We start from the raw sequence: 17,299 nt of genomic DNA, 5'->3' as shown, positions 1-17,299 counted from the left end.
GGCGGCGAGGCGCTAGGGCCGAAGGGAAATTACTTCTCCTCGGACTCCTCAGCTGCGGTCTCCTCGGCAGGTGCCTCGGTCTCAGCAGCCTCGTCTGCCTTAGCTTCCTCAGCCTCAGCGGCCTTGGATGCGGCAGCGCGGGTAGCGCGGTTAGCCTCGGAGGTCACGGTCTCCTCGAGAACGAGGGAGATCTGGGACATCGGGGCGTTGTCACCGGTGCGGTTGTCCAGCTTGATGGTGCGGGTGTAGCCACCTTCACGGTTCTCAAACTTCGGCGCAACCTCGTCGAACAGGTAAGAAACAACATCCTTGCGCGGGATGAGCTTCAGGACTGCGCGGCGGTCAGCGATGGTGCCGGCCTTAGCCTTGGTGATGATCTTTTCGATGTACGGGCGAAGGACCTTCGCCTTGGCATCGGTGGTCTTGATAGCGCCGTGCTCGATCAGGCTGGCTGCCAAGTTGCTCAGCATGTGAGCCTGCTGCTTGGCGGAGCCGCCGAGACGGGCACCCTTCTTAGGGGTTGGCATTGTGTACTCCTCGTATGCGGTAAAAGTTGAGCGCGCGGCAATTGGGTTATTGCCGCAAGTCAGCGGGGTTCTTTACTCGGAATCCTCAGCAGCCGGATCCTTGAAGTCACCGGTTTCTGCGTCGTAGCCCTCGAGCTGGGTTGGGTCGAAATCCTCAGGGGTGTCCTTGAGAGCCAGGCCCAGGTTAGCCAGCTTGATCTTTACCTCATTGATCGACTTCTGGCCGAAGTTGCGGATATCCAGCAGGTCGGACTCGGTGCATTCAGCGAGCTCGCCCACGGTGTGAATCTCCTGACGCTTCAGGCAGTTATAAGAGCGGACGGAGAAGTTCAGGTCCTCGATCGGCATGCCGTAGGCAGCGATGTACTCGGTCTCCTGCGGGGAGGGTCCGATCTCAATGCCTTCGGCAGCGTTGTTCAGCTCGCGAGCCAGGCCGAAGAGCTCGACCAGGGTGCCGCCGGCGGAAGCCAGGGCATCGCGGGCAGAAATCGAGTTCTTGGTTTCGACGTCGATGGTCAGCTTGTCAAAGTCGGTACGCTGCTCAACACGAGTTGCCTCGACCTTGTAGGAGACCTTGAGGACCGGGGAATAAATCTGGTCGACCGGGATGCGGCCGATCTCACCGGAGGTAGGAGCGGCTGGGACGTAGCCACGGCCGCGCTCGACGACGAGCTCAATGTCCAGCTTGGCGGTGTCATTCAGGGAAGCGATATGGAGATCCGGGTTGTGGATCTCCACGCCAGCCGGCGGCTGGATATCGCCCGCAGTGACATCGCCCGGGCCTTCCTTGCTCAGGTACATAACAACCGGCTCATCGGAGTCGGAAGAAAGCACCATGCTCTTGATGTTCAAGATGATCTCGGAAACGTCTTCCTTCACACCGTTGATGGTGGTGAACTCGTGGAGAACACCATCGATCTTGATGGAGGTTACCGCTGCACCCGGAATGGAGGACAGCAGGGTACGACGCAGCGAGTTACCGAGGGTGTAGCCAAAGCCCGGCTCGAGCGGTTCGATGACGAACTTGGAACGAGACGAGTCGATGAATTCCTCGGTGAGCTGAGGACGCTGGGAAATGAGCATTGAAATTCTCCTTTTCGGCGACCGCTATTTGACGCCGGTAGAGGGGTAAAAATCTTCGGGATTGAAGATTCCTGGTTATCCGCCAGGCCATTACAGGCCGTGCGGTATAACAGTTTACTTCGAGTAAAGCTCGACGATGAGCTGCTCCTGCAGCGGAATGTCGATCTGAGCGCGCTCGGGCAGCTGGTGCACGAGGATGCGCAGGGTATCAGGAACAACCTGCAGCCATGCCGGTACGTTGGCATCGATGAGGGCGTCCTGAGCATCTTCGAACCATTCCATCTTCTTGGAGCGGTCACGGACATCGATGATGTCGTACTGGGTGACCTTGTAGGAAGGAACGTTGATGTTCTTGCCGTTCACGGTGAAGTGACCGTGGGAGACAAGCTGGCGAGCCTGGCGGCGGGTGCGTGCCAGACCTGCACGGTAAACTACGTTGTCCAAGCGGGACTCGAGCAGGATAACCAGGTTATCGCCGGTCTTTCCCGGGAGGCGGTTAGCCTCTGCGTAGTAGCGACGGAACTGACGCTCCAGCACACCGTAGGTGTACTTTGCCTTCTGCTTCTCCTGGAGCTGCAGCAGGTACTCAGATTCCTTGATGCGGTTGCGGCCAGCCTGTCCCGGTGGGTACGGGCGGCGCTCGAATGCCATATCGCCGCCGACCAAGTCGACGCGAAGACGGCGGGATACGCGGGTAGCGGGGCCAGTGTAACGAGCCATTTTCTTACCTCTTCCTTTCCCTTAAACCTTGCGGCGCTTGGTCGGACGGCAGCCGTTGTGCGGCTGTGGGGTTGCATCCGTGATCGAGGAAACCTCGAGGCCTGCAGCCTGCAGGGAACGGATGGCGGTCTCGCGGCCGGAGCCCGGACCCTTGACGAATACGTCAACCTTCTTCATGCCATGATCCATTGCCTTGCGAGCAGCGTTCTCGGCTGCCATCTGAGCGGCGAACGGAGTGGACTTACGGGATCCCTTGAAGCCAACGTGGCCGGAGGATGCCCAAGAGATAACAGCACCGGTCTGATCGGTGATCGAGACGATGGTGTTATTGAAGGTGGACTTGATGTATGCGTGGCCGAGGGCCACATTCTTCTTTACGACGCGACGGCCGGAACGGCGCGCGCCGGAACGAGTCTTTGGAGGCATGAATTACTTCTTCTTTCCTGCGATCGTCTTCTTCGGACCCTTACGAGTACGCGCATTGGTCTTGGTGCGCTGGCCACGTACAGGCAGGCCACGGCGGTGGCGCAGACCCTTGTAGCTACCGATTTCAATCTTGCGGCGGATATCAGCCTGAACCTGACGGCGGAGGTCACCCTCAACCTTCCAGGTAGCCTCAATTGCGTCACGGAGCGCCGACAGCTGGTCATCATCCAGGTTGTCAGTGCGCAGGTCAGGAGAAATGCCAGTCTTTTCTAGCAGTTCCTTGGCACGGGTTGGACCGATGCCGTAGATGTAGGTGAGAGCGACCTCCATGCGCTTATTGCGGGGGAGGTCAACACCAGCTAGACGTGCCATATGGCGTGTCCTTTCGGGTTGTTACGGCGGTTTTCTCCCCATCCGTCCCGCTCCACGCAACGCTTCGCCCGGACCGTGCCGGGAATCCTTGGGTTGCTTACCAGTGCGGGCTCAGGCCACCGTAGCCTGAGGTGGACAGGATGAACCTACGGGTTCACCCTTGGGTGAGGAGGCTTACTGTCTTTACTTGTAGCGGTAGACGATGCGTCCGCGGGTCAGGTCATAAGGAGACAGCTCTACAACCACGCGATCCTCTGGGAGGATGCGAATGTAGTGCTGACGCATCTTGCCAGAAATGTGTGCAAGAACCTTGTGCCCATTGTCGAGCTCGACACGGAACATTGCGTTGGGCAAAGGCTCGATAATGCGGCCTTCTACCTCGATTGCGCCTTCCTTAGCCATAACCTCTACTTTTCTGGCGACGGACAAGTGCGCCGTCACCTGCATGTTTGTTGTCTACTGCGGTGGCGTATCCGCGCCAGTCTCGCTGACGCTATACACCGACTTAACAGCATACGCTGCAGCGACACGTTTTCCAAACCGCTGTGCTTTCCGACGCCCCGCTCAATCGCCCGCCCCGCACCCCTAAGCCAGCAAAATCCCCCGATCCGATTCTCCTTGTCGGAAGCTCAGTTCGGGGGATGAGGCTTTCGCTTATGCGCGGGTCTTAGTAGATAAAGACCTTATCGCCAACCTGCACATTATCCCAGTAGCGCTTTGCAGCGTCTGGCGGCAGGTGAACACAACCATTGGAATCAACGGCTGGGTCATCCAGGTGGAAGGCGTGACCGTTGTTGGTGAAGTAAATGGAATACGGCATCGGCGCGTTATTGAACTCGCGGGAAATCTCATGTTCTACCTTGCGGGTCACATGGAAAGTGCCGCGCGGGGTTTCCTGACCGCGCATGCCAGCAGACATGGCCGGGGAGACATAAGAAACCTTGCCGCCGTCCTGCAGCCAGGTGCGGCGACCATTCAAGTCAACGCATACCTTGGCATCCGCCGGGCATGGGCCACGGTCGAACTGGTTAGCACGGCGCTGTGCTTCCGCCTTGCGTGCCGCAGCCTCAGAACGAGCCTTCTCAGCAGCGACGCGCTCAGCGTTGGCGCGAGCAGCGGCCTCGCGGGCCTTGCGTGCTTCCTCATTCTTCTGCGCAATCAAGCCTGGGAAGAGGAATTCTACTGCGCCATCCACAGCGGTCTGGACGTTAGGTGCCAGTTCCGGGGAGAACTTCTCTGCCTGGTCCAGAATCTGGTTGCGAGTATTCCAAGCCTGCTCGCGGGTCTGGCCATAGAAGTTATCCAGCTGCTTCTTTGCCTCGGCGGTGAGGTCATCTAGACCGGACTGGGAAGAGAGCTGAGCGAGGTCGGAGTTTGCCTTGGAGCTGAGCTGATCCAGGTTCGGAATCTCCTGGGCGGTAGCGGCAGGAGCCGCAATGGTGGCGCTCAAGGCCATCACGCCAGCGACTGCGGGCGCTGCAACCGTGGCACGGATCTTGCGGAAGCTAAATTTAGACATGGCTGTGAGTATAAACCTTTCAGGGGCATATGCCTAGTGCAACAGGCAATATCGGGGAATAAATGTCAGTAGCGGCGGGTAAGAATACGGGGCCCATCGGCGGTCGCGGCGACCGTATGCTCCCAGTGAGCGGCGAAGGAGCCATCGAGGGTAACGACCGTCCAGTCATCCTCTAGCACGGCAGAATCCTCTGTCCCCAAAGTTAGCATGGGTTCAATAGCTAGGACGGAACCTTCTTGGATCAGCGGGCCACGGCCCGGGCGACCCTCATTGGCTAGGTAAGGATCCTCGTGCATGGTGCGCCCGATGCCGTGACCGCCGTAACCATCCACGATGAATAGATCCACGCCGAACTTCTGCTCGGCCCGTCGGGTGGCTTGCTCGAGGGCATGGGAGACGTCGGTAAGCAGATTGCCCGGAACCATAGCCTGCATGCCCTCCATAAGGACATACTCGGTGGCTGTGTTGAGGGCCGCGACATCAGCATCGAGCTCACCCACTGCAAAGGACCAAGCGCTATCGCCTACCCAACCATCGAGCGTGGCACCGCAATCGATGGACACCAAGTCGCCTTCTGCCAGGATGGTTTCCTTATCCGGAATGCCGTGCACGATGACGTCATTAACGGAAGCACAGATGGAGCCCGGAAATCCTTCGTACCCCTTGAAGGTGGGATAGGCGCCGGCATCGCGAATGGTCTGCTCAGCCACCGCATCCAGCTCGAGAGTAGATACGCCAGACGCCGCAGCAGCGCGGACTTCCTGCAGTGCCTTGCCAACAATTTCGCCGGCGGCCTGCATGGCGTCAAGTTCTCCCGGAGTACGGGCGGGGATGCGCTTACTGCGGCGTCGAAAAGCCATGCTTACTTACCCAGTGCTTCCATCGCACGGGCATTGATTTCCTCCACGGTGCCTTCGGCCTTAATGGAGATAATGGCATCGCCGTAGTGCTCGATAAGCGGGAAGGTTTCCTCGCGGTAGACACCGAGGCGGGTGCGGATGGTCTCCTCGTTGTCGTCGGCGCGGCCACGGGCCATCATGCGCTCAACCACAACGTCCTCGGAGACCTCGAAGTTGAGAACTCCGTCGAGCTTCTCGCCCTTCTTATCCAGCAGCTCCTCCAGGATGTCTGCCTGCTCGGTGGTACGCGGGAAGCCGTCCAACAGGAAGCCATTCTTGGCATCATCTTGGTTAAGGCGGTCCTCGACCATGCGGGCGGTGACGTCGGTAGGTACTAGCTTGCCTGCATCGATGTAGGACTTTGCCTCTACACCCAGCGGGGTGCCTTCGCCGATATTGGCGCGGAACAGGTCGCCGGTGGAGATGTGCGGAACGTTCAGCTTCTCGCTGAGGATAGCTGCCTGGGTGCCCTTGCCGGCACCGGGAGGTCCTAGAAGTACAAGACGCATTACTTAAGTAGTCCTTCGTAGTTGGATTGCAGTAGCTGGGACTCGATCTGCTTGACCGTAGTCAAGGCGACGGAGACCATAATCAGGATGGCCGTACCACCAAAGGCGGACGTGCCGCTGGCGGAGGATCTGCCTACGCCGAGGTCCAAGAGGATATTCGGCAGGATGGCGATAAGTGCCAAGTACAGGGCGCCCACGCACAGCAGACGGTTCATCACATAACCAAGGTACTCCGCGGTTGGGCGGCCCGGGCGAATACCCGGGATGAAGCCGCCGTACTTCTTCATATTATCCGCCTGCTCTGCCGGATCGTACTGGACCGAGACATAGAAATAAGCGAAGAAGATGGTCAGGACGAAGTACAGCACAATGTACTGCCAGGAGGAAGGTGCCTGCAGGTGCGCGATGACGTTGCGCTGCCACCAGTTATCGGGGGTACCGGGGGAGCCAGAGTTCACAATCTGGGTAATGAGAACCGGCATGTAGATAAGGGAGGAAGCGAAGATGACCGGGATAACTCCGGCCTGGTTGACCTTTAGCGGCAGGTAGGTAGAGGAACCACCGTACTGGCGGCGGCCGACCATGCGCTTAGCGTACTGGACCGGAATGCGGCGCTGGCCCTGTTCGATGAAGGTAATGCCAACAACCAGGATGACCAAGCCGGCTACCACCATGGCGAAGACGAGTCCACCATTGTTCTGCAGGATGCTTACACCATCGGTTGGCAGGCGGGTTGCAATGCCAGCAAAGATGAGCAGGGACATACCGTTACCGATACCCTTTTCGGTGATAAGCTCGCCCATCCACATCACCAGTACGGCACCGGAGGTCATGGTGATCACCAGGACGATGAGGGTGAAGAAGTTACGGTCATCAGCCAAGACCGGTACGCCCTGGCCCAGCAGCTGCTCGCGGTCTGCCAGCGCGACGATGCCGGAGGATTGCAGCAGCGCCAACGCGAGGGTCAGGTAGCGGGTGTACTGGGTCATCTTGGCCTGACCGGACTGGCCTTCCTTCTTCAATTCCTCAAAGCGAGGAATGACCACGGTCAGCAGCTGCACAATAATCGACGCCGTAATGTACGGCATGATGCCGATAGCGAAGATCGACAGCTGTAGCAGCGCACCACCCGAGAAGAGGTTGATCACGGAGTAAAGGTCTCCGGACTGCTCGGTCAACTGGCGCAAGCGGCCAGCAATAGACGCATAGTCAACACCCGGAGACGGGATCTGTGCACCGACGCGGTACGCGATGATCATCACGATGGTGAAGATGATCTTCTTACGTAGGTCGGCATCCTTGAAAGCCTGGACAATGGCGGACACTACAAAATCCTCCTGGCCTACCGCTGCCGAACGCGAAATCTAGGGAGGGTTTCGCGTTCACACACGGAGGTGGAAACTCATCTACCCCTAGGAAACCACACCCCCTGAGCCAGAAAGCTTAGGGGAAATTCAGGTTTCCTTCAGGGACGGTTGAACACTTATGACCCCATTACCCTACCAGCCTTACCCCACATAGCCACATTAAGCCCCAATAGTGTGACCATGATTGCTTCTTCGTTCGCACCTTTTGTATGCGGGGTTTACCATGGGGGCATTGCCAGCGCGCAATTCCCTTTTTAGTCTCCGACCTCGCGGGTCCCTGCGCCACGAGGCCGTTATTGGTGTGAACCTAATATTTCGAAAGAAGTACTTATGAGCAAGAAATTCGCGTCGATGACCGTTGCTGAGATCATCGACGTTTTTGTCCCTAGCCCCAACCCCTTCCGCTGGGAGGCCTTCGACGGGTCCGCAACCGGACCGGAAGACTCCCAGTACAAGGTGACTATTAATAGCCTTGAGGGCCTCTCTTTTATTGCCACCCATCCCGGCGATGTGGGTTTTGCGCGTGCATATGTCACGGACGGCATCACGGTGCATGGCGATCACCCGGCCCACCCCTATGGCATTTTTGACGCGCTGCATGCCATGTATGACAAATTCCAAAAGCCGGACGCGAAGACACTGGCACGCGTGGTGCGCTCGCTGGCGTCCATGGGCGCCTTCCAGATCCAGCCGGTCCCCGAGGTGGAGCGCGCTTCATGGCTGCGCCGCAAGCTACACGACGGCCTATCCAAGCACTCGAAACAGCGCGATGCCGATGTCATTTCTGATCACTACGACGTAGGCAATGATTTCTACGAGCTCTTCTTGGGCGATTCAATGACCTATACCTGCGCCTACTACCCCTCCCCGGACGCCACGCTAGAGGAAGCGCAGGAAAATAAGTACCGCCTCATCTTTGACAAACTCCGCCTCAAAGAGGGCGACCGCCACTTGGATGTGGGCTGCGGCTGGGGCGGTATGGTGCGCTACGCGGCGCGCCGCGGCGTGAAGTCCATCGGCGTCACCTTGTCCAAGGAACAGGCCGAGTGGGGCCAGCGCAAGATTGAGGAGGAAGGCCTCCAAGACTTGGCGGAAGTCCGCTTCATGGACTACCGCGATATCACCGAAGAGGGCTTCGATGCTATCTCCGCCATCGGCATTATCGAGCACATTGGTGTGAAGAACTACAACGACTTCTTCAAGTTCCTCCACGGCAAATTGAAGGTCGGCGGCTTGATGCTCAACCACAACATCACCTACCCGGATAACCACAAGACTCCCAAGGGCGGCTTCATTGACCGCTATATCTTCCCGGACGGCGAGCTCACCGGTTCCGGCAACGTCACCAAGGCGATGCAAGACAATGGCTTCGAGGTCATCCACACCGAGTCTCTGCGCTTTGATTACATGCGCACGCTGCATGATTGGTGCGAGAACCTGAAGGAAAATTGGGATGAGGCCTGCGCCACCGTGGGCCTGCCAACCGCCCGCCTGTACGGCATTTATATGGCCGGATCCGAATGGGGCTTTGAGCGAAATATCATCAACCTTTATCACTTCCTCGGCGTAAAGCTGGGCGAGGCCGGCTCCCGCGCCGGTGTGCCTGAGCGCCGCTGGTGGGAAGATAGCCGCTTTTAAGGAGGGGTGCTATGACTCTCATTGATAATCTGCGCCAACGCCTCGCCGCTGCCCAGCCGCGGCCGGTGGATGCCATGCCCATTGAGCCGGTGGGATGGACGGCGCACCAAGAGGGCGTCGACAAGCTGCTGGCGAGCTTCCGTGCTGTCCCGGCCGGAAAGCGCGTGCGCCTGGCTAAGAAGACCTCTAACCTTTTCCGCGGCCGCAGCGAGGCGCAGGAAGGCCTCGATGTATCCGGCCTTAGCGGCGTCATTGAGGTCGACCCGATAGCCCGCACGGCCGATGTGCAGGGCATGTGCACCTATGAGGACCTCGTGGATGCCACCCTGGCCCATGGCCTCATGCCCTTCGTCGTACCGCAGCTTAAGACCATTACTTTGGGCGGTGCGGTTACTGGCATGGGCGTGGAATCCACCAGCTTCCGTAACGGTCTCCCACACGAGTCCGTGCTGGAGATGGACGTGCTTACGGGCACCGGCGAGATCCTTACCTGCTCCCGCGAGGAGAATGTGGATCTCTTCCGCCTCTTCCCCAACTCCTATGGCTCGCTGGGCTACGCGGTGCGCCTAAAGATTGAGCTGGAACCCGTGCCCGCCTATGTAGAGCTGCGCGAGGAGCGTTTCCACACCGTGGAGGAAGCGAGCCGCGTGCTTGCCGACGCCGCCTCTTCCCACACCCACCGCGGCGAGCCCGTCCATGGCCTCGACGGCGTGGTCTTCTCCGAGGACGAGGCCTACCTCGTCTTCGCCCGCTTTACCGATGAGGAGGGACCAACCTCCGATTACACGCGGGACAAGATTTACTACCGCAGCCTCCAGCACGCCTCTGGCATCCGCCGCGACCGCCTGACCATCCGCGACTATATCTGGCGCTGGGATACCGACTGGTTCTGGTGCTCGCGCGCCTTTGGTGCGCAGAACCCGAAGGTGCGCAAGGTGTGGCCGCGCGAATTGCGCCGCAGCTCCTTCTATTGGAAGCTAGTCCGCCTCGACCGCAAGTACGAGCTGGAATATAACTTCATCAAAAAGCCCCACGGCAAGCCACGTGCTGAACGCGTGGTCCAAGATATCGAGGTCACTCCAGAAAACCTGCCGGAATTCCTCCATTGGTTCTTTAATGCTTCCGATATCCAGCCGGTGTGGCTCTGTCCAATCCGACTTCGCGATGGCGTGAACGAGCTAGTAGGCACCGGCGACATCGCCTCTAACTCGAGCGACCCCTGGCCGCTCTACCCGCTTCGCCCCGGGCAGACCTGGGTCAACGTTGGCTTTTGGTCCGGCGTAGAAGGCGACCACGTCGACCCTTCTGCCCCGAATAATGGTGCTTTCAACCGCGTCATTGAATCCAAGGTGAACGAGCTTGGCGGACACAAGTCCCTCTACTCCGAGGCCTTTTATTCCCGGGAAAAGTTCGAAGAGCTCTACGGCGGCAGCCTTCCCGCCGCCATTAAGGCAGTCACCGATCCGGATGACCGCTTCCCCGGCCTATACGAAAAGACCGTAGACGAGGCCTAGCCCCCTCCCCGGCCCCTAGACCGGTATGGAAAACATATAAGGGTGGCACGCTCCCCCACGAACGTCCCACCCTTTTCTTATGCCCTAAATCTGGACGTTAGCGCTTTAGTATGCAGCGGTGATGTTGTCGTATCCGTTGATCTTCAGCGCGTCCATGACCCGCTGCACGGCCGCCTCATCCTTGTCCGGGTTGTAGGTCTCCGGGAAGGTCAGGTGGGCGGAGTGCTCATCCTTGAACTCAATGTTCATGAACTCGTGGCCGACCTCCTGGGTAGCTAGGGCCAGCTCGCGCTGCACGGCCAGCTTGCCGGTTTGCAGGTTGCCGCCATTGAAGCCAGGATCAACCTCATCGGCACCTTCCCCCTCACCGTTGATGACATCTTCCTTGTCACCGGTGATACGGCCCTTTTCAGCGTGCGCACCCGGCTGCTGGTCCTGAGCGGGCTGCTCACCAGCCTCGTCTGGTGCGGTCTGGGCGGTTTCCGCAGGATCCGGCTGGGACAGCTGGTCCTGTGCATCGACTGGGCCGGTAGAACCGGCAAACGGCATGACAGCGGCAATTGCGGTAGCGAGCAGGGAAGAAATAGACGACATAAGAGTCTCCTTAACGTTAGATGATTTTCAACTAAGGACGACTGTAATACTCATGAATATAAATCGCTATACTCGCTGCCTTATTTATTAATAAAGGTTTCCTGTCAACTATTTTCAGCACCAACGACGCTCATAGCCCGGGCGCCGCGTTATATAACGGCACTGGGGTGCCTACAAAACGGAAACATCCCCCTGCCCCGCGTGTGCGGAGAGGGGGATGAAATCTACCTAGAGGAGATTACTTGGTGTTGGCGGAACCGCCAGCAGCCTCGATCTTCTCAACAGCAGACTTGGAGAACTTGTCAGCGGTGACGTTCAACTTAACGTTGATGTCGCCGTTGCCCAGAACCTTGACCGGCTTATTAGCGCGGACCAGGCCAGCAGCTGCGATGTCAGCGACGGTGATGTCGCCGCCATCTGCGAACTTCTCAGCCAGGTCAGCAACGTTAACTACCTGGTACTCAACATGGTTCGGGTTCTTGAAGCCCTTCAACTTGGGCAGACGCATGTGGATCGGCATCTGGCCACCCTCGAAAGCAGCGGAAACCTGCTTACGAGCACCGGTACCCTTGGTACCGCGACCAGCGGTCTTACCCTTGGATGCCTCACCGCGACCGACGCGGGTCTTAGGCTTATTTGCTCCTGCGGTTGGGCGCAGGTCGTGCAGCTTGATGATATCAGCCATGGTTTACTCCCCTGCCACTTCTTCGACGGTGACCAGGTGGCGAACCTTGTGAACCATACCGCGAACGATCGGGGTGTCCTGCTTAACTACGGACTGACCGATGCGCTTGAGACCAAGAGCCTCAATGTTCTTGCGGTGATTCGGCTTGGTGCCCACCAGGCCCTTTACCTGTGTAATCTTCAGAGCCATTGCTTATGCCTCCTGACCTGCGCGCTTGCGCAGCATACGGGCCGGGGTGACCTCTTCGATGGACTTGCCACGACGTGCGGCAACCTCTTCAGGGCGGACCAGCTGCTTGAGGCCGTCCACGGTAGCGCGGACGACGTTGAGTGCATTGTCGGAGCCCAGGGACTTCGACAGGATGTCCTGCACGCCAGCGCATTCGAGCACTGGACGAGCAGCACCACCAGCGATAACACCGGTACCAGGTGCGGCAGGCTTCATCATGACGATGCCAGCTGCGTCGCGACCCTCAACCGGGTGGGTGATGGTGCCGGCAATCATCGGAACGCGGAAGAAGTTCTTGCGAGCCTCTTCAGCACCCTTCTGGATTGCGGCCGGGACTTCCTTGGCCTTGCCGTAACCAACGCCGACCTGACCCTGGCCGTCACCTACGACGACGAGGGCGGTGAAGGACATATTGCGGCCACCCTTAACGGTCTTGGAGACGCGGTTGATGGTCACAACGCGCTCGATGTACTTATCGCGCTCGTTGTCCTGGTGGTTACGACGATCGTTGCGGCGGCCGTTGCCACCGCGGTTGTTCTTGTTGTTCTCGGCGGAGCGTCCGCCGTCACGCTGTTCACGGTCCGACATTAGGCGTTCCTTCCGTTGATGTTTCCGTTGACGATGATCATTAGAACTTCAGACCACCTTCACGTGCGGCGTCAGCCAGCGCAGCGACGCGGCCGTGGTACTTGTAGCCTGCGCGGTCAAATACGACGTGCTCGATGCCAGCGGCCTTAGCGCGCTCGGCAACCAACTCGCCTACCTTGGCAGCCTTGGCCTTCTTATCGCCCTCGAGTGCACGAACGTCCGCCTCCATGGAGGATGCGGAGACCAGGGTGTGGCCTGCCAGGTCATCGATGACCTGCACGTGCATGTGACGGGAGGAGCGGTGAAGAACCAGACGCGGCGCCTCAGGGGTGCCACGCAGAGTCTTACGGATACGGAAGTGACGGCGTGCGCGTGCTTCGCGACGACGAGAGGAAATGTCCTTGCCGACTGGAGTGCGCTTGGTGTTTTCAGTGTTTGCCATTGCTTACTTACCCGTCTTTCCGACCTTGCGACGGATCTGCTCGCCCTCGTAGCGAATACCCTTGCCCTTGTAAGGATCGTCCTTACGCAGACGACGGATATTAGCGGCGATCTGTCCGACTAGTTGCTTGTCAATACCGGTAATGGACAGCTTGGTTGCGCCGTCCACTGCGAAGGTAATTCCCTCCGGAGCCTCGATGAGGATCGGGTGGGAGTAGCCCAGGCTGAATTCCAGGTCCTTACCCTTCTGCTGAACACGGTAGCCAACACCGAAGATTTCCATCTTGATGGTGTAGCCCTCGGTCACGCCAACTACGGCGTTGTTCAGCAGGGAGCGGGACAGACCGTGCAGGGCACGGTGCTTGCGGTGGTCATCAGGGCGGGAGACGGACAGGACGCCGTCTTCCAGGTTGATGGCGATAGGCTCTGGAATGTTAACGCTCTGGGTGCCCTTAGGGCCCTTCACCTCAACGTCTTGGCCGTTGATCTTGATTTCGACGCCGTTCGGTACGGCGATTGGTGCTAGACCGACTCGAGACATGTGTCAAACCTCCCTTTACCAGACGTAGGCGAGAACTTCTCCGCCTACGCCCTTCTCCTCAGCCTGACGGTCAGTCAGCACGCCGTGGGACGTGGAAATGATAGCCACGCCCAGGCCGCCCAAGACCTGTGGCAGTTCGGTGGACTTTGCGTACACACGCAGACCCGGCTTAGACACGCGACGCAGGCCAGACAGGGAGCGCTCGCGGTTGTTGTACTTCAGCTCGAGGGACAGGGTGTGGCCCTCGACGGTGTAGTCAGCGATGTAGCCTTCCTGCTTCAAGATGTCGGCAATGTTTGCCTTCAGCTTGGAGGTAGGCATCGACACGGTGTCATGGTGCGCATTACTTGCGTTGCGCACGCGCGACAGCATGTCGGCAATAGGATCAGTCATAGTCATATGAGTGACCGTGTACCTTTCTCGTTGCGGTTCCCGTGCTCACCAAAGCGTTCTCCGTGTGATTTCGGGCTACTCACGCTCCCTACGGTCAATACCGTAAGGCGCTCGCCACCCTTTGATTCAGACAACGGTCCGCTATCTACGGCGAGGGGCCTACAACAAAGTTGATGTTCAGTTCTTGCATCGGCTCGGCGCTTTCTGCAGCTCAGCGCGCCAAAATTCGCAATGATTGAGGCACGCCGAAACCTCGGCGCAAGCACGAGGTACCATACTACGCCATAACCTGCGGTTTTCCAAATAGTCTGGCACCTTCATTAGAGTCGAGACCAGCACGAACGTAAATAAGGAGATGGTGATGAGCCAAACACACGAGGATCCCATCCAATCCGCACACGAGTGGCTCAAAGAAGCCGCCCGTCACCTCGGCCTTGATCCGCAGGAGGCAACCGCACTCACCCGCGAGATCCTGGACCTCACCAAGGACGTCGCGCATAATCGCTCCCGCCCCGCGGCCCCACTTACTGCCTTCCTCGTGGGCCTAGCCTCCAGCGACGTAGAGGAAGCCCGCGGCAATATCACTGCCCTGAAGCAGGTGTTGCAGTAATGGCCGGCCGCAAGAACTCCACCTTTGCCGTCACCAAGGTCCGCCTGGGAGGTGGCCTGCAGGTCGATACCCGCGCAGATACGGTCGCCGGCGAGGAGCCCTTGGAAATCCGCGTAGGCGGTCAGACCATTACCACCACCATGCGCACTCCCGGCCATGACGTGGAGTTGGCGCACGGTTTCTTACATTCGGAGGGCCACATTGCCTCGCTTGGCGACGTCGCCGAGGCCCGCTACTGCGCCGGCGCCACCGTCGATGGCATGAATACCTACAATTTGCTCGACGTCGAATTAACAAAAAAGAATGTGCTCGACCTCAGCGATCTGCGCTTGACCACCACCACTTCCGCCTGCGGCGTATGTGGCACCTCTTCTATCGAGGCCTTGACCAAACAGACCCGCTACCGGATTCCCCGGGTGCCGGTGGAACCCCATGTCGTCGCCAAGCTGCCAGACAAGCTCCGGGCTGAACAGAAGCAATTTAAAAAGACCGGCGGCATCCATGCCGCCGGCGCCTTCACCCTAGACGGTGAACCGGTAGTCATCCGCGAGGATATCGGCCGGCACAATGCCGCCGATAAGGTCATCGGCCACCTCCTTTTAGAAGACCGACTTCCCGCGGACGATCTCATTTTGGTCATGAGCTCGCGCGCCAGCTTCGAACTCGTTCAAAAGGCCGCAATGGCCGGATTCGGCATGCTCGTTGCTGTCAGCGCCGCCTCCTCCCTAGCGGTAGAGACTGCCCGCGAAACTGGCATGGCACTCGTCGGTTTCGCCCGCGGTGACCGCTTTAATCTGTATTCCGGTGAACTCGCTTAGTCGCGGTAGGCCTCCGGGCCGCGATTGAGCCACGCGTAGACGCCGCCAACCAAAAGGCCGCCGCCAATAAAGTTGCCGATCCAGACCAGGATCCAATTGAGAGCCACGTTGCCGGCCGTCAACGCTGTCGGCACCGGGTCGGAGGCGAATAGCGTGATGCTAAACAGGCAGAAGTTCGCGATAACGTGCTCCAGGCCTAACGCCACGAAAGCGCCAATGATCGGAATGATGACAAAGAACTTCGAAGCCGCATCCTTGGCAAAGATGGCACCGACGATGCCCATGTTGACCACGAAGTTCGCGGCGATGGCCTCTACCAACATGCCCTGCGGGGACTTGGTGAGCTTGCCTTCAGAAACCGTCACCAAAAGGTGCGAGGGATCAAGGTCTGCAAATTTAGCGGACATCGCCATGATAGCGGCAAAGATGATCGCGCCTACCAGGTTGAAAATGGTGGTGATGAGCAGCAGGTACAGGGCCTTGCCCCACGCCACGTGCTTATTGCTAGCGGCATAGACCATGTACATCATGTTGCCGGTAGCCAGATCGGCGCCCAAGAGCAGAATGGCGAACAGGCCTACGCCGAAAAATAGGGCAAAAGCCACGGAGCCCATTCCCGGCGCAACGCCGTTGACGGCTTGGCCTACCACGCCGGCGAAGGCGGTACCGATGCACAGGTATACGCCGGCCAAGGTCGCGCGAACTGCAAAGCGAGCGAAGGATTCACATCTAATAAGGTGACCTTCTTGACGGCCGCCGCCTTGGCGGCATCATTGAGAGACATTTCTACCTCATTAATCAAAGAGTATTAAACCCTTCTAATCCTATCCTGACCACCTGATTCCGCGTCAATTCCGGGTATGCATAACACTACGTTGTAAGCTAGAACTTTCCTATTACCCGTATTTTCTCTTCGGAGGTCGCATGGATTCCCACTACCGGCCGCGGAGGGAACCGAATCGGCTTCCCGCTAACGGGCGCCGCAGCGTTCCATCGCGATCCGACCGCACAAATGCTGATCGCCAATGGCGCCAGACCGAAACGCGCACCCGCCAACAACAGCGCCGCCGCCCACCGCGGCGCATTGAGGACACCTCACTTCCCCGACACCGCCGCAAACCCACGCTGTGGGAGCGGATCAAAAAGATATGGAAGTCCTCCGGCATCCTTCGCGTGGTTATCGGCATCGTTGCCACGGTGTTACTCGCCAGCACGATTAACCGGGTGGTCAACCCACCAGAGGGTCTAGAGACCAATGAAGTCACTGCAGAAGAGGCACCTGCCATCGATCCTTCACCTGCAGTCGAGCTCTTCATCCCAGCTATTGAGGTTCATGCCGATTTTCAAGACGGCTCCTGCCGCGTAGTCAACGGCGCCATCAATCCGGACTCCATGAATAAGGCCTGCACCTATACTGCCGAAGACCGCCCTTATTCTCTGCCGGGCACGACGTCCCAGGACATCGTGGTCATTGCCGGCCATACCGGTGCGGGCGTGCCAGGCGTTTTCAATAACCTCTACGATGGTTCCGCGAATGAGCACAAGGTTCATCTGGGGGATAAACTCTACGTGCGCACACAGAACTCCGGCCAGAACTGGCTCATCTATACGGCTACCGACTTACACGATCCAGATAAACAGGGGCTTTCTGACGACGCCTCTATTTGGGGCGAAGGCCCCATGCCCGGCCGCCTTCTCACCATCAGTTGCATTCAACCTGCCAACCCTTTGGAGCCGGCAGTGCGTAACGCAGTCGTCGGCTGGCAGTATGAGGGCACCACGCACACAGAGACCGAAAGCGCCTAAGCCACACCCGCACAAGCCGGC

22 protein-coding genes and 1 pseudogene are annotated in these 17,299 nt (G+C 58.7%); 5 read left to right on the top strand and 18 right to left on the bottom strand.

All coding sequences use genetic code 11. The features are described from left to right. Positions 1 to 29 precede the first annotated feature (29 nt). The 10 genes from rplQ to secY all read right to left on the bottom strand — a co-directional run bounded on the left by rplQ (position 30) and on the right by secY (position 7,380). Entirely contained in the window at positions 30 to 527 is a 498-nt protein-coding gene (gene rplQ, locus BKN05_RS03780; RefSeq protein ID WP_286687988.1) for a 50S ribosomal protein L17, read from the bottom strand. 72 nt (positions 528 to 599) lie between these two features. Further along, entirely contained in the window at positions 600 to 1,610 is a 1,011-nt protein-coding gene (locus tag BKN05_RS03775) for a DNA-directed RNA polymerase subunit alpha (RefSeq protein WP_005322760.1), read from the bottom strand. Positions 1,611 to 1,724: 114 nt separating this feature from the next. Further along, on the bottom strand, positions 1,725 to 2,330 hold the full coding sequence (gene rpsD, locus BKN05_RS03770) for a 30S ribosomal protein S4 (RefSeq protein ID WP_005322762.1): 606 nt from the start codon (positions 2,328 to 2,330) through the stop codon (positions 1,725 to 1,727). A gap of 21 nt (positions 2,331 to 2,351) precedes the next feature. Then, on the bottom strand, positions 2,352 to 2,756 hold the full coding sequence (gene rpsK, locus BKN05_RS03765; protein ID WP_005322764.1) for a 30S ribosomal protein S11: 405 nt from the start codon (positions 2,754 to 2,756) through the stop codon (positions 2,352 to 2,354). A gap of 3 nt (positions 2,757 to 2,759) precedes the next feature. Then, positions 2,760 to 3,128 (bottom strand): 30S ribosomal protein S13, encoded by a 369-nt coding sequence (gene rpsM, locus BKN05_RS03760; protein WP_005322765.1) that lies wholly within the window; start codon positions 3,126 to 3,128, stop codon positions 2,760 to 2,762. A 183-nt stretch (positions 3,129 to 3,311) separates the two neighbouring features. Beyond that, on the bottom strand, positions 3,312 to 3,530 hold the full coding sequence (gene infA / locus BKN05_RS03755; RefSeq protein WP_004566852.1) for a translation initiation factor IF-1: 219 nt from the start codon (positions 3,528 to 3,530) through the stop codon (positions 3,312 to 3,314). A gap of 265 nt (positions 3,531 to 3,795) precedes the next feature. Further along, on the bottom strand, positions 3,796 to 4,647 hold the full coding sequence (locus BKN05_RS03750) for a L,D-transpeptidase (RefSeq protein ID WP_286687987.1): 852 nt from the start codon (positions 4,645 to 4,647) through the stop codon (positions 3,796 to 3,798). A 65-nt stretch (positions 4,648 to 4,712) separates the two neighbouring features. Then, positions 4,713 to 5,507, bottom strand: coding sequence for a type I methionyl aminopeptidase (gene map / locus BKN05_RS03745; protein WP_049378886.1), 795 nt, complete (start codon positions 5,505 to 5,507; stop codon positions 4,713 to 4,715). A gap of 2 nt (positions 5,508 to 5,509) precedes the next feature. Beyond that, positions 5,510 to 6,055, bottom strand: coding sequence for an adenylate kinase (locus tag BKN05_RS03740; RefSeq protein ID WP_225745961.1), 546 nt, complete (start codon positions 6,053 to 6,055; stop codon positions 5,510 to 5,512). Beyond that, on the bottom strand, positions 6,055 to 7,380 hold the full coding sequence (secY, locus tag BKN05_RS03735; RefSeq protein ID WP_049383597.1) for a preprotein translocase subunit SecY: 1,326 nt from the start codon (positions 7,378 to 7,380) through the stop codon (positions 6,055 to 6,057). Before secY ends, BKN05_RS03740 begins: the two co-directional genes overlap by 1 nt. A gap of 372 nt (positions 7,381 to 7,752) precedes the next feature. Here secY and BKN05_RS03730 point away from each other — a divergent pair, with 372 nt between their 5' ends. After that, positions 7,753 to 9,060, top strand: a complete 1,308-nt coding sequence (locus BKN05_RS03730) for a class I SAM-dependent methyltransferase (RefSeq protein WP_286687986.1) — start codon at positions 7,753 to 7,755, stop codon at positions 9,058 to 9,060. A gap of 11 nt (positions 9,061 to 9,071) precedes the next feature. After that, a complete protein-coding gene (locus BKN05_RS03725) occupies positions 9,072 to 10,574 on the top strand; it encodes an FAD-binding oxidoreductase (RefSeq protein WP_286687985.1) in 1,503 nt (500 codons plus the stop codon). Between the two features lie 105 nt (positions 10,575 to 10,679). On the opposite strand, the gene BKN05_RS03720 is transcribed toward BKN05_RS03725, so the two are convergent. The 7 genes from BKN05_RS03720 to rpsH form a co-directional block, all read right to left on the bottom strand. Then, positions 10,680 to 11,168 (bottom strand): hypothetical protein, encoded by a 489-nt coding sequence (locus BKN05_RS03720; protein WP_286687984.1) that lies wholly within the window; start codon positions 11,166 to 11,168, stop codon positions 10,680 to 10,682. Between the two features lie 238 nt (positions 11,169 to 11,406). Next, positions 11,407 to 11,853, bottom strand: a complete 447-nt coding sequence (rplO, locus tag BKN05_RS03715; RefSeq protein ID WP_005322777.1) for a 50S ribosomal protein L15 — start codon at positions 11,851 to 11,853, stop codon at positions 11,407 to 11,409. 3 nt (positions 11,854 to 11,856) lie between these two features. Continuing rightward, on the bottom strand, positions 11,857 to 12,042 hold the full coding sequence (gene rpmD, locus BKN05_RS03710; protein ID WP_023020587.1) for a 50S ribosomal protein L30: 186 nt from the start codon (positions 12,040 to 12,042) through the stop codon (positions 11,857 to 11,859). 3 nt (positions 12,043 to 12,045) lie between these two features. Further along, entirely contained in the window at positions 12,046 to 12,669 is a 624-nt protein-coding gene (gene rpsE / locus BKN05_RS03705) for a 30S ribosomal protein S5 (RefSeq protein WP_023020586.1), read from the bottom strand. Positions 12,670 to 12,709: 40 nt separating this feature from the next. Next, positions 12,710 to 13,111 (bottom strand): 50S ribosomal protein L18, encoded by a 402-nt coding sequence (rplR, locus tag BKN05_RS03700; protein WP_005322788.1) that lies wholly within the window; start codon positions 13,109 to 13,111, stop codon positions 12,710 to 12,712. Positions 13,112 to 13,114: 3 nt separating this feature from the next. Next, positions 13,115 to 13,651: a 50S ribosomal protein L6 gene (rplF, locus tag BKN05_RS03695; protein WP_049378880.1), complete on the bottom strand. Its 537-nt coding sequence runs from the start codon at positions 13,649 to 13,651 to the stop codon at positions 13,115 to 13,117. 15 nt (positions 13,652 to 13,666) lie between these two features. After that, on the bottom strand, positions 13,667 to 14,050 hold the full coding sequence (gene rpsH, locus BKN05_RS03690) for a 30S ribosomal protein S8 (protein ID WP_005322799.1): 384 nt from the start codon (positions 14,048 to 14,050) through the stop codon (positions 13,667 to 13,669). A 355-nt stretch (positions 14,051 to 14,405) separates the two neighbouring features. On the opposite strand from rpsH, the gene BKN05_RS03685 reads away from it, so the two are divergent. Both BKN05_RS03685 and fdhD read left to right on the top strand, forming a co-directional pair. Next, complete coding sequence (locus BKN05_RS03685; RefSeq protein ID WP_049378879.1) at positions 14,406 to 14,654, top strand: DUF6457 domain-containing protein; 249 nt, start codon at positions 14,406 to 14,408, stop codon at positions 14,652 to 14,654. Beyond that, entirely contained in the window at positions 14,654 to 15,472 is an 819-nt protein-coding gene (gene fdhD, locus BKN05_RS03680; protein WP_286687983.1) for a formate dehydrogenase accessory sulfurtransferase FdhD, read from the top strand. Before BKN05_RS03685 ends, fdhD begins: the two co-directional genes overlap by 1 nt. Here the strand turns inward: fdhD and BKN05_RS03675 are convergent. After that, positions 15,469 to 16,256, bottom strand: a pseudogene (locus tag BKN05_RS03675) (formate/nitrite transporter family protein). The gene fdhD and the pseudogene BKN05_RS03675 sit on opposite strands and share 4 nt — an antisense overlap. Before the next feature lie 140 nt (positions 16,257 to 16,396). On the opposite strand from BKN05_RS03675, the gene BKN05_RS03670 reads away from it, so the two are divergent. Further along, a complete protein-coding gene (locus tag BKN05_RS03670; protein ID WP_286687982.1) occupies positions 16,397 to 17,278 on the top strand; it encodes a sortase family protein in 882 nt (293 codons plus the stop codon). Positions 17,279 to 17,299: the final 21 nt, after the last annotated feature.

The organism is Corynebacterium sp. S5S1, assembly GCF_001913985.1.
Taxonomy (GTDB): Bacteria; Actinomycetota; Actinomycetes; order Mycobacteriales; family Mycobacteriaceae; genus Corynebacterium; species Corynebacterium marquesiae.
The sequence above is the reverse complement of the archived record's forward strand: the minus strand, read 5'-3'. Positions and strand labels throughout refer to the sequence as shown.

Bases quoted from the DNA above. Each gene is read 5' to 3' on its own strand.
- rpsM (WP_005322765.1), bottom strand. From the start codon at position 3,128: ATGGCACGTCTAGCTGGTGTTGACCTCCCCCGCAATAAGCGCATGGAG.
- BKN05_RS03670 (WP_286687982.1), top strand. From the start codon at position 16,397: ATGGATTCCCACTACCGGCCGCGGAGGGAACCGAATCGGCTTCCCGCT.
- BKN05_RS03685 (WP_049378879.1), top strand. From the start codon at position 14,406: ATGAGCCAAACACACGAGGATCCCATCCAATCCGCACACGAGTGGCTC.
- BKN05_RS03720 (WP_286687984.1), bottom strand. From the start codon at position 11,168: ATGTCGTCTATTTCTTCCCTGCTCGCTACCGCAATTGCCGCTGTCATG.
- rpsD (WP_005322762.1), bottom strand. From the start codon at position 2,330: ATGGCTCGTTACACTGGCCCCGCTACCCGCGTATCCCGCCGTCTTCGC.
- BKN05_RS03775 (WP_005322760.1), bottom strand. From the start codon at position 1,610: ATGCTCATTTCCCAGCGTCCTCAGCTCACCGAGGAATTCATCGACTCG.
- rpmD (WP_023020587.1), bottom strand. From the start codon at position 12,042: ATGGCTCTGAAGATTACACAGGTAAAGGGCCTGGTGGGCACCAAGCCG.
- rplF (WP_049378880.1), bottom strand. From the start codon at position 13,651: ATGTCTCGAGTCGGTCTAGCACCAATCGCCGTACCGAACGGCGTCGAA.
- rpsE (WP_023020586.1), bottom strand. From the start codon at position 12,669: ATGTCGGACCGTGAACAGCGTGACGGCGGACGCTCCGCCGAGAACAAC.
- rpsK (WP_005322764.1), bottom strand. From the start codon at position 2,756: ATGCCTCCAAAGACTCGTTCCGGCGCGCGCCGTTCCGGCCGTCGCGTC.
- rplQ (WP_286687988.1), bottom strand. From the start codon at position 527: ATGCCAACCCCTAAGAAGGGTGCCCGTCTCGGCGGCTCCGCCAAGCAG.
- BKN05_RS03725 (WP_286687985.1), top strand. From the start codon at position 9,072: ATGACTCTCATTGATAATCTGCGCCAACGCCTCGCCGCTGCCCAGCCG.
- BKN05_RS03750 (WP_286687987.1), bottom strand. From the start codon at position 4,647: ATGTCTAAATTTAGCTTCCGCAAGATCCGTGCCACGGTTGCAGCGCCC.
- map (WP_049378886.1), bottom strand. From the start codon at position 5,507: ATGGCTTTTCGACGCCGCAGTAAGCGCATCCCCGCCCGTACTCCGGGA.
- rplR (WP_005322788.1), bottom strand. From the start codon at position 13,111: ATGGCAAACACTGAAAACACCAAGCGCACTCCAGTCGGCAAGGACATT.
- infA (WP_004566852.1), bottom strand. From the start codon at position 3,530: ATGGCTAAGGAAGGCGCAATCGAGGTAGAAGGCCGCATTATCGAGCCT.
- rpsH (WP_005322799.1), bottom strand. From the start codon at position 14,050: ATGACTATGACTGATCCTATTGCCGACATGCTGTCGCGCGTGCGCAAC.
- BKN05_RS03730 (WP_286687986.1), top strand. From the start codon at position 7,753: ATGAGCAAGAAATTCGCGTCGATGACCGTTGCTGAGATCATCGACGTT.
- rplO (WP_005322777.1), bottom strand. From the start codon at position 11,853: ATGGCTGATATCATCAAGCTGCACGACCTGCGCCCAACCGCAGGAGCA.
- BKN05_RS03740 (WP_225745961.1), bottom strand. From the start codon at position 6,055: ATGCGTCTTGTACTTCTAGGACCTCCCGGTGCCGGCAAGGGCACCCAG.
- fdhD (WP_286687983.1), top strand. From the start codon at position 14,654: ATGGCCGGCCGCAAGAACTCCACCTTTGCCGTCACCAAGGTCCGCCTG.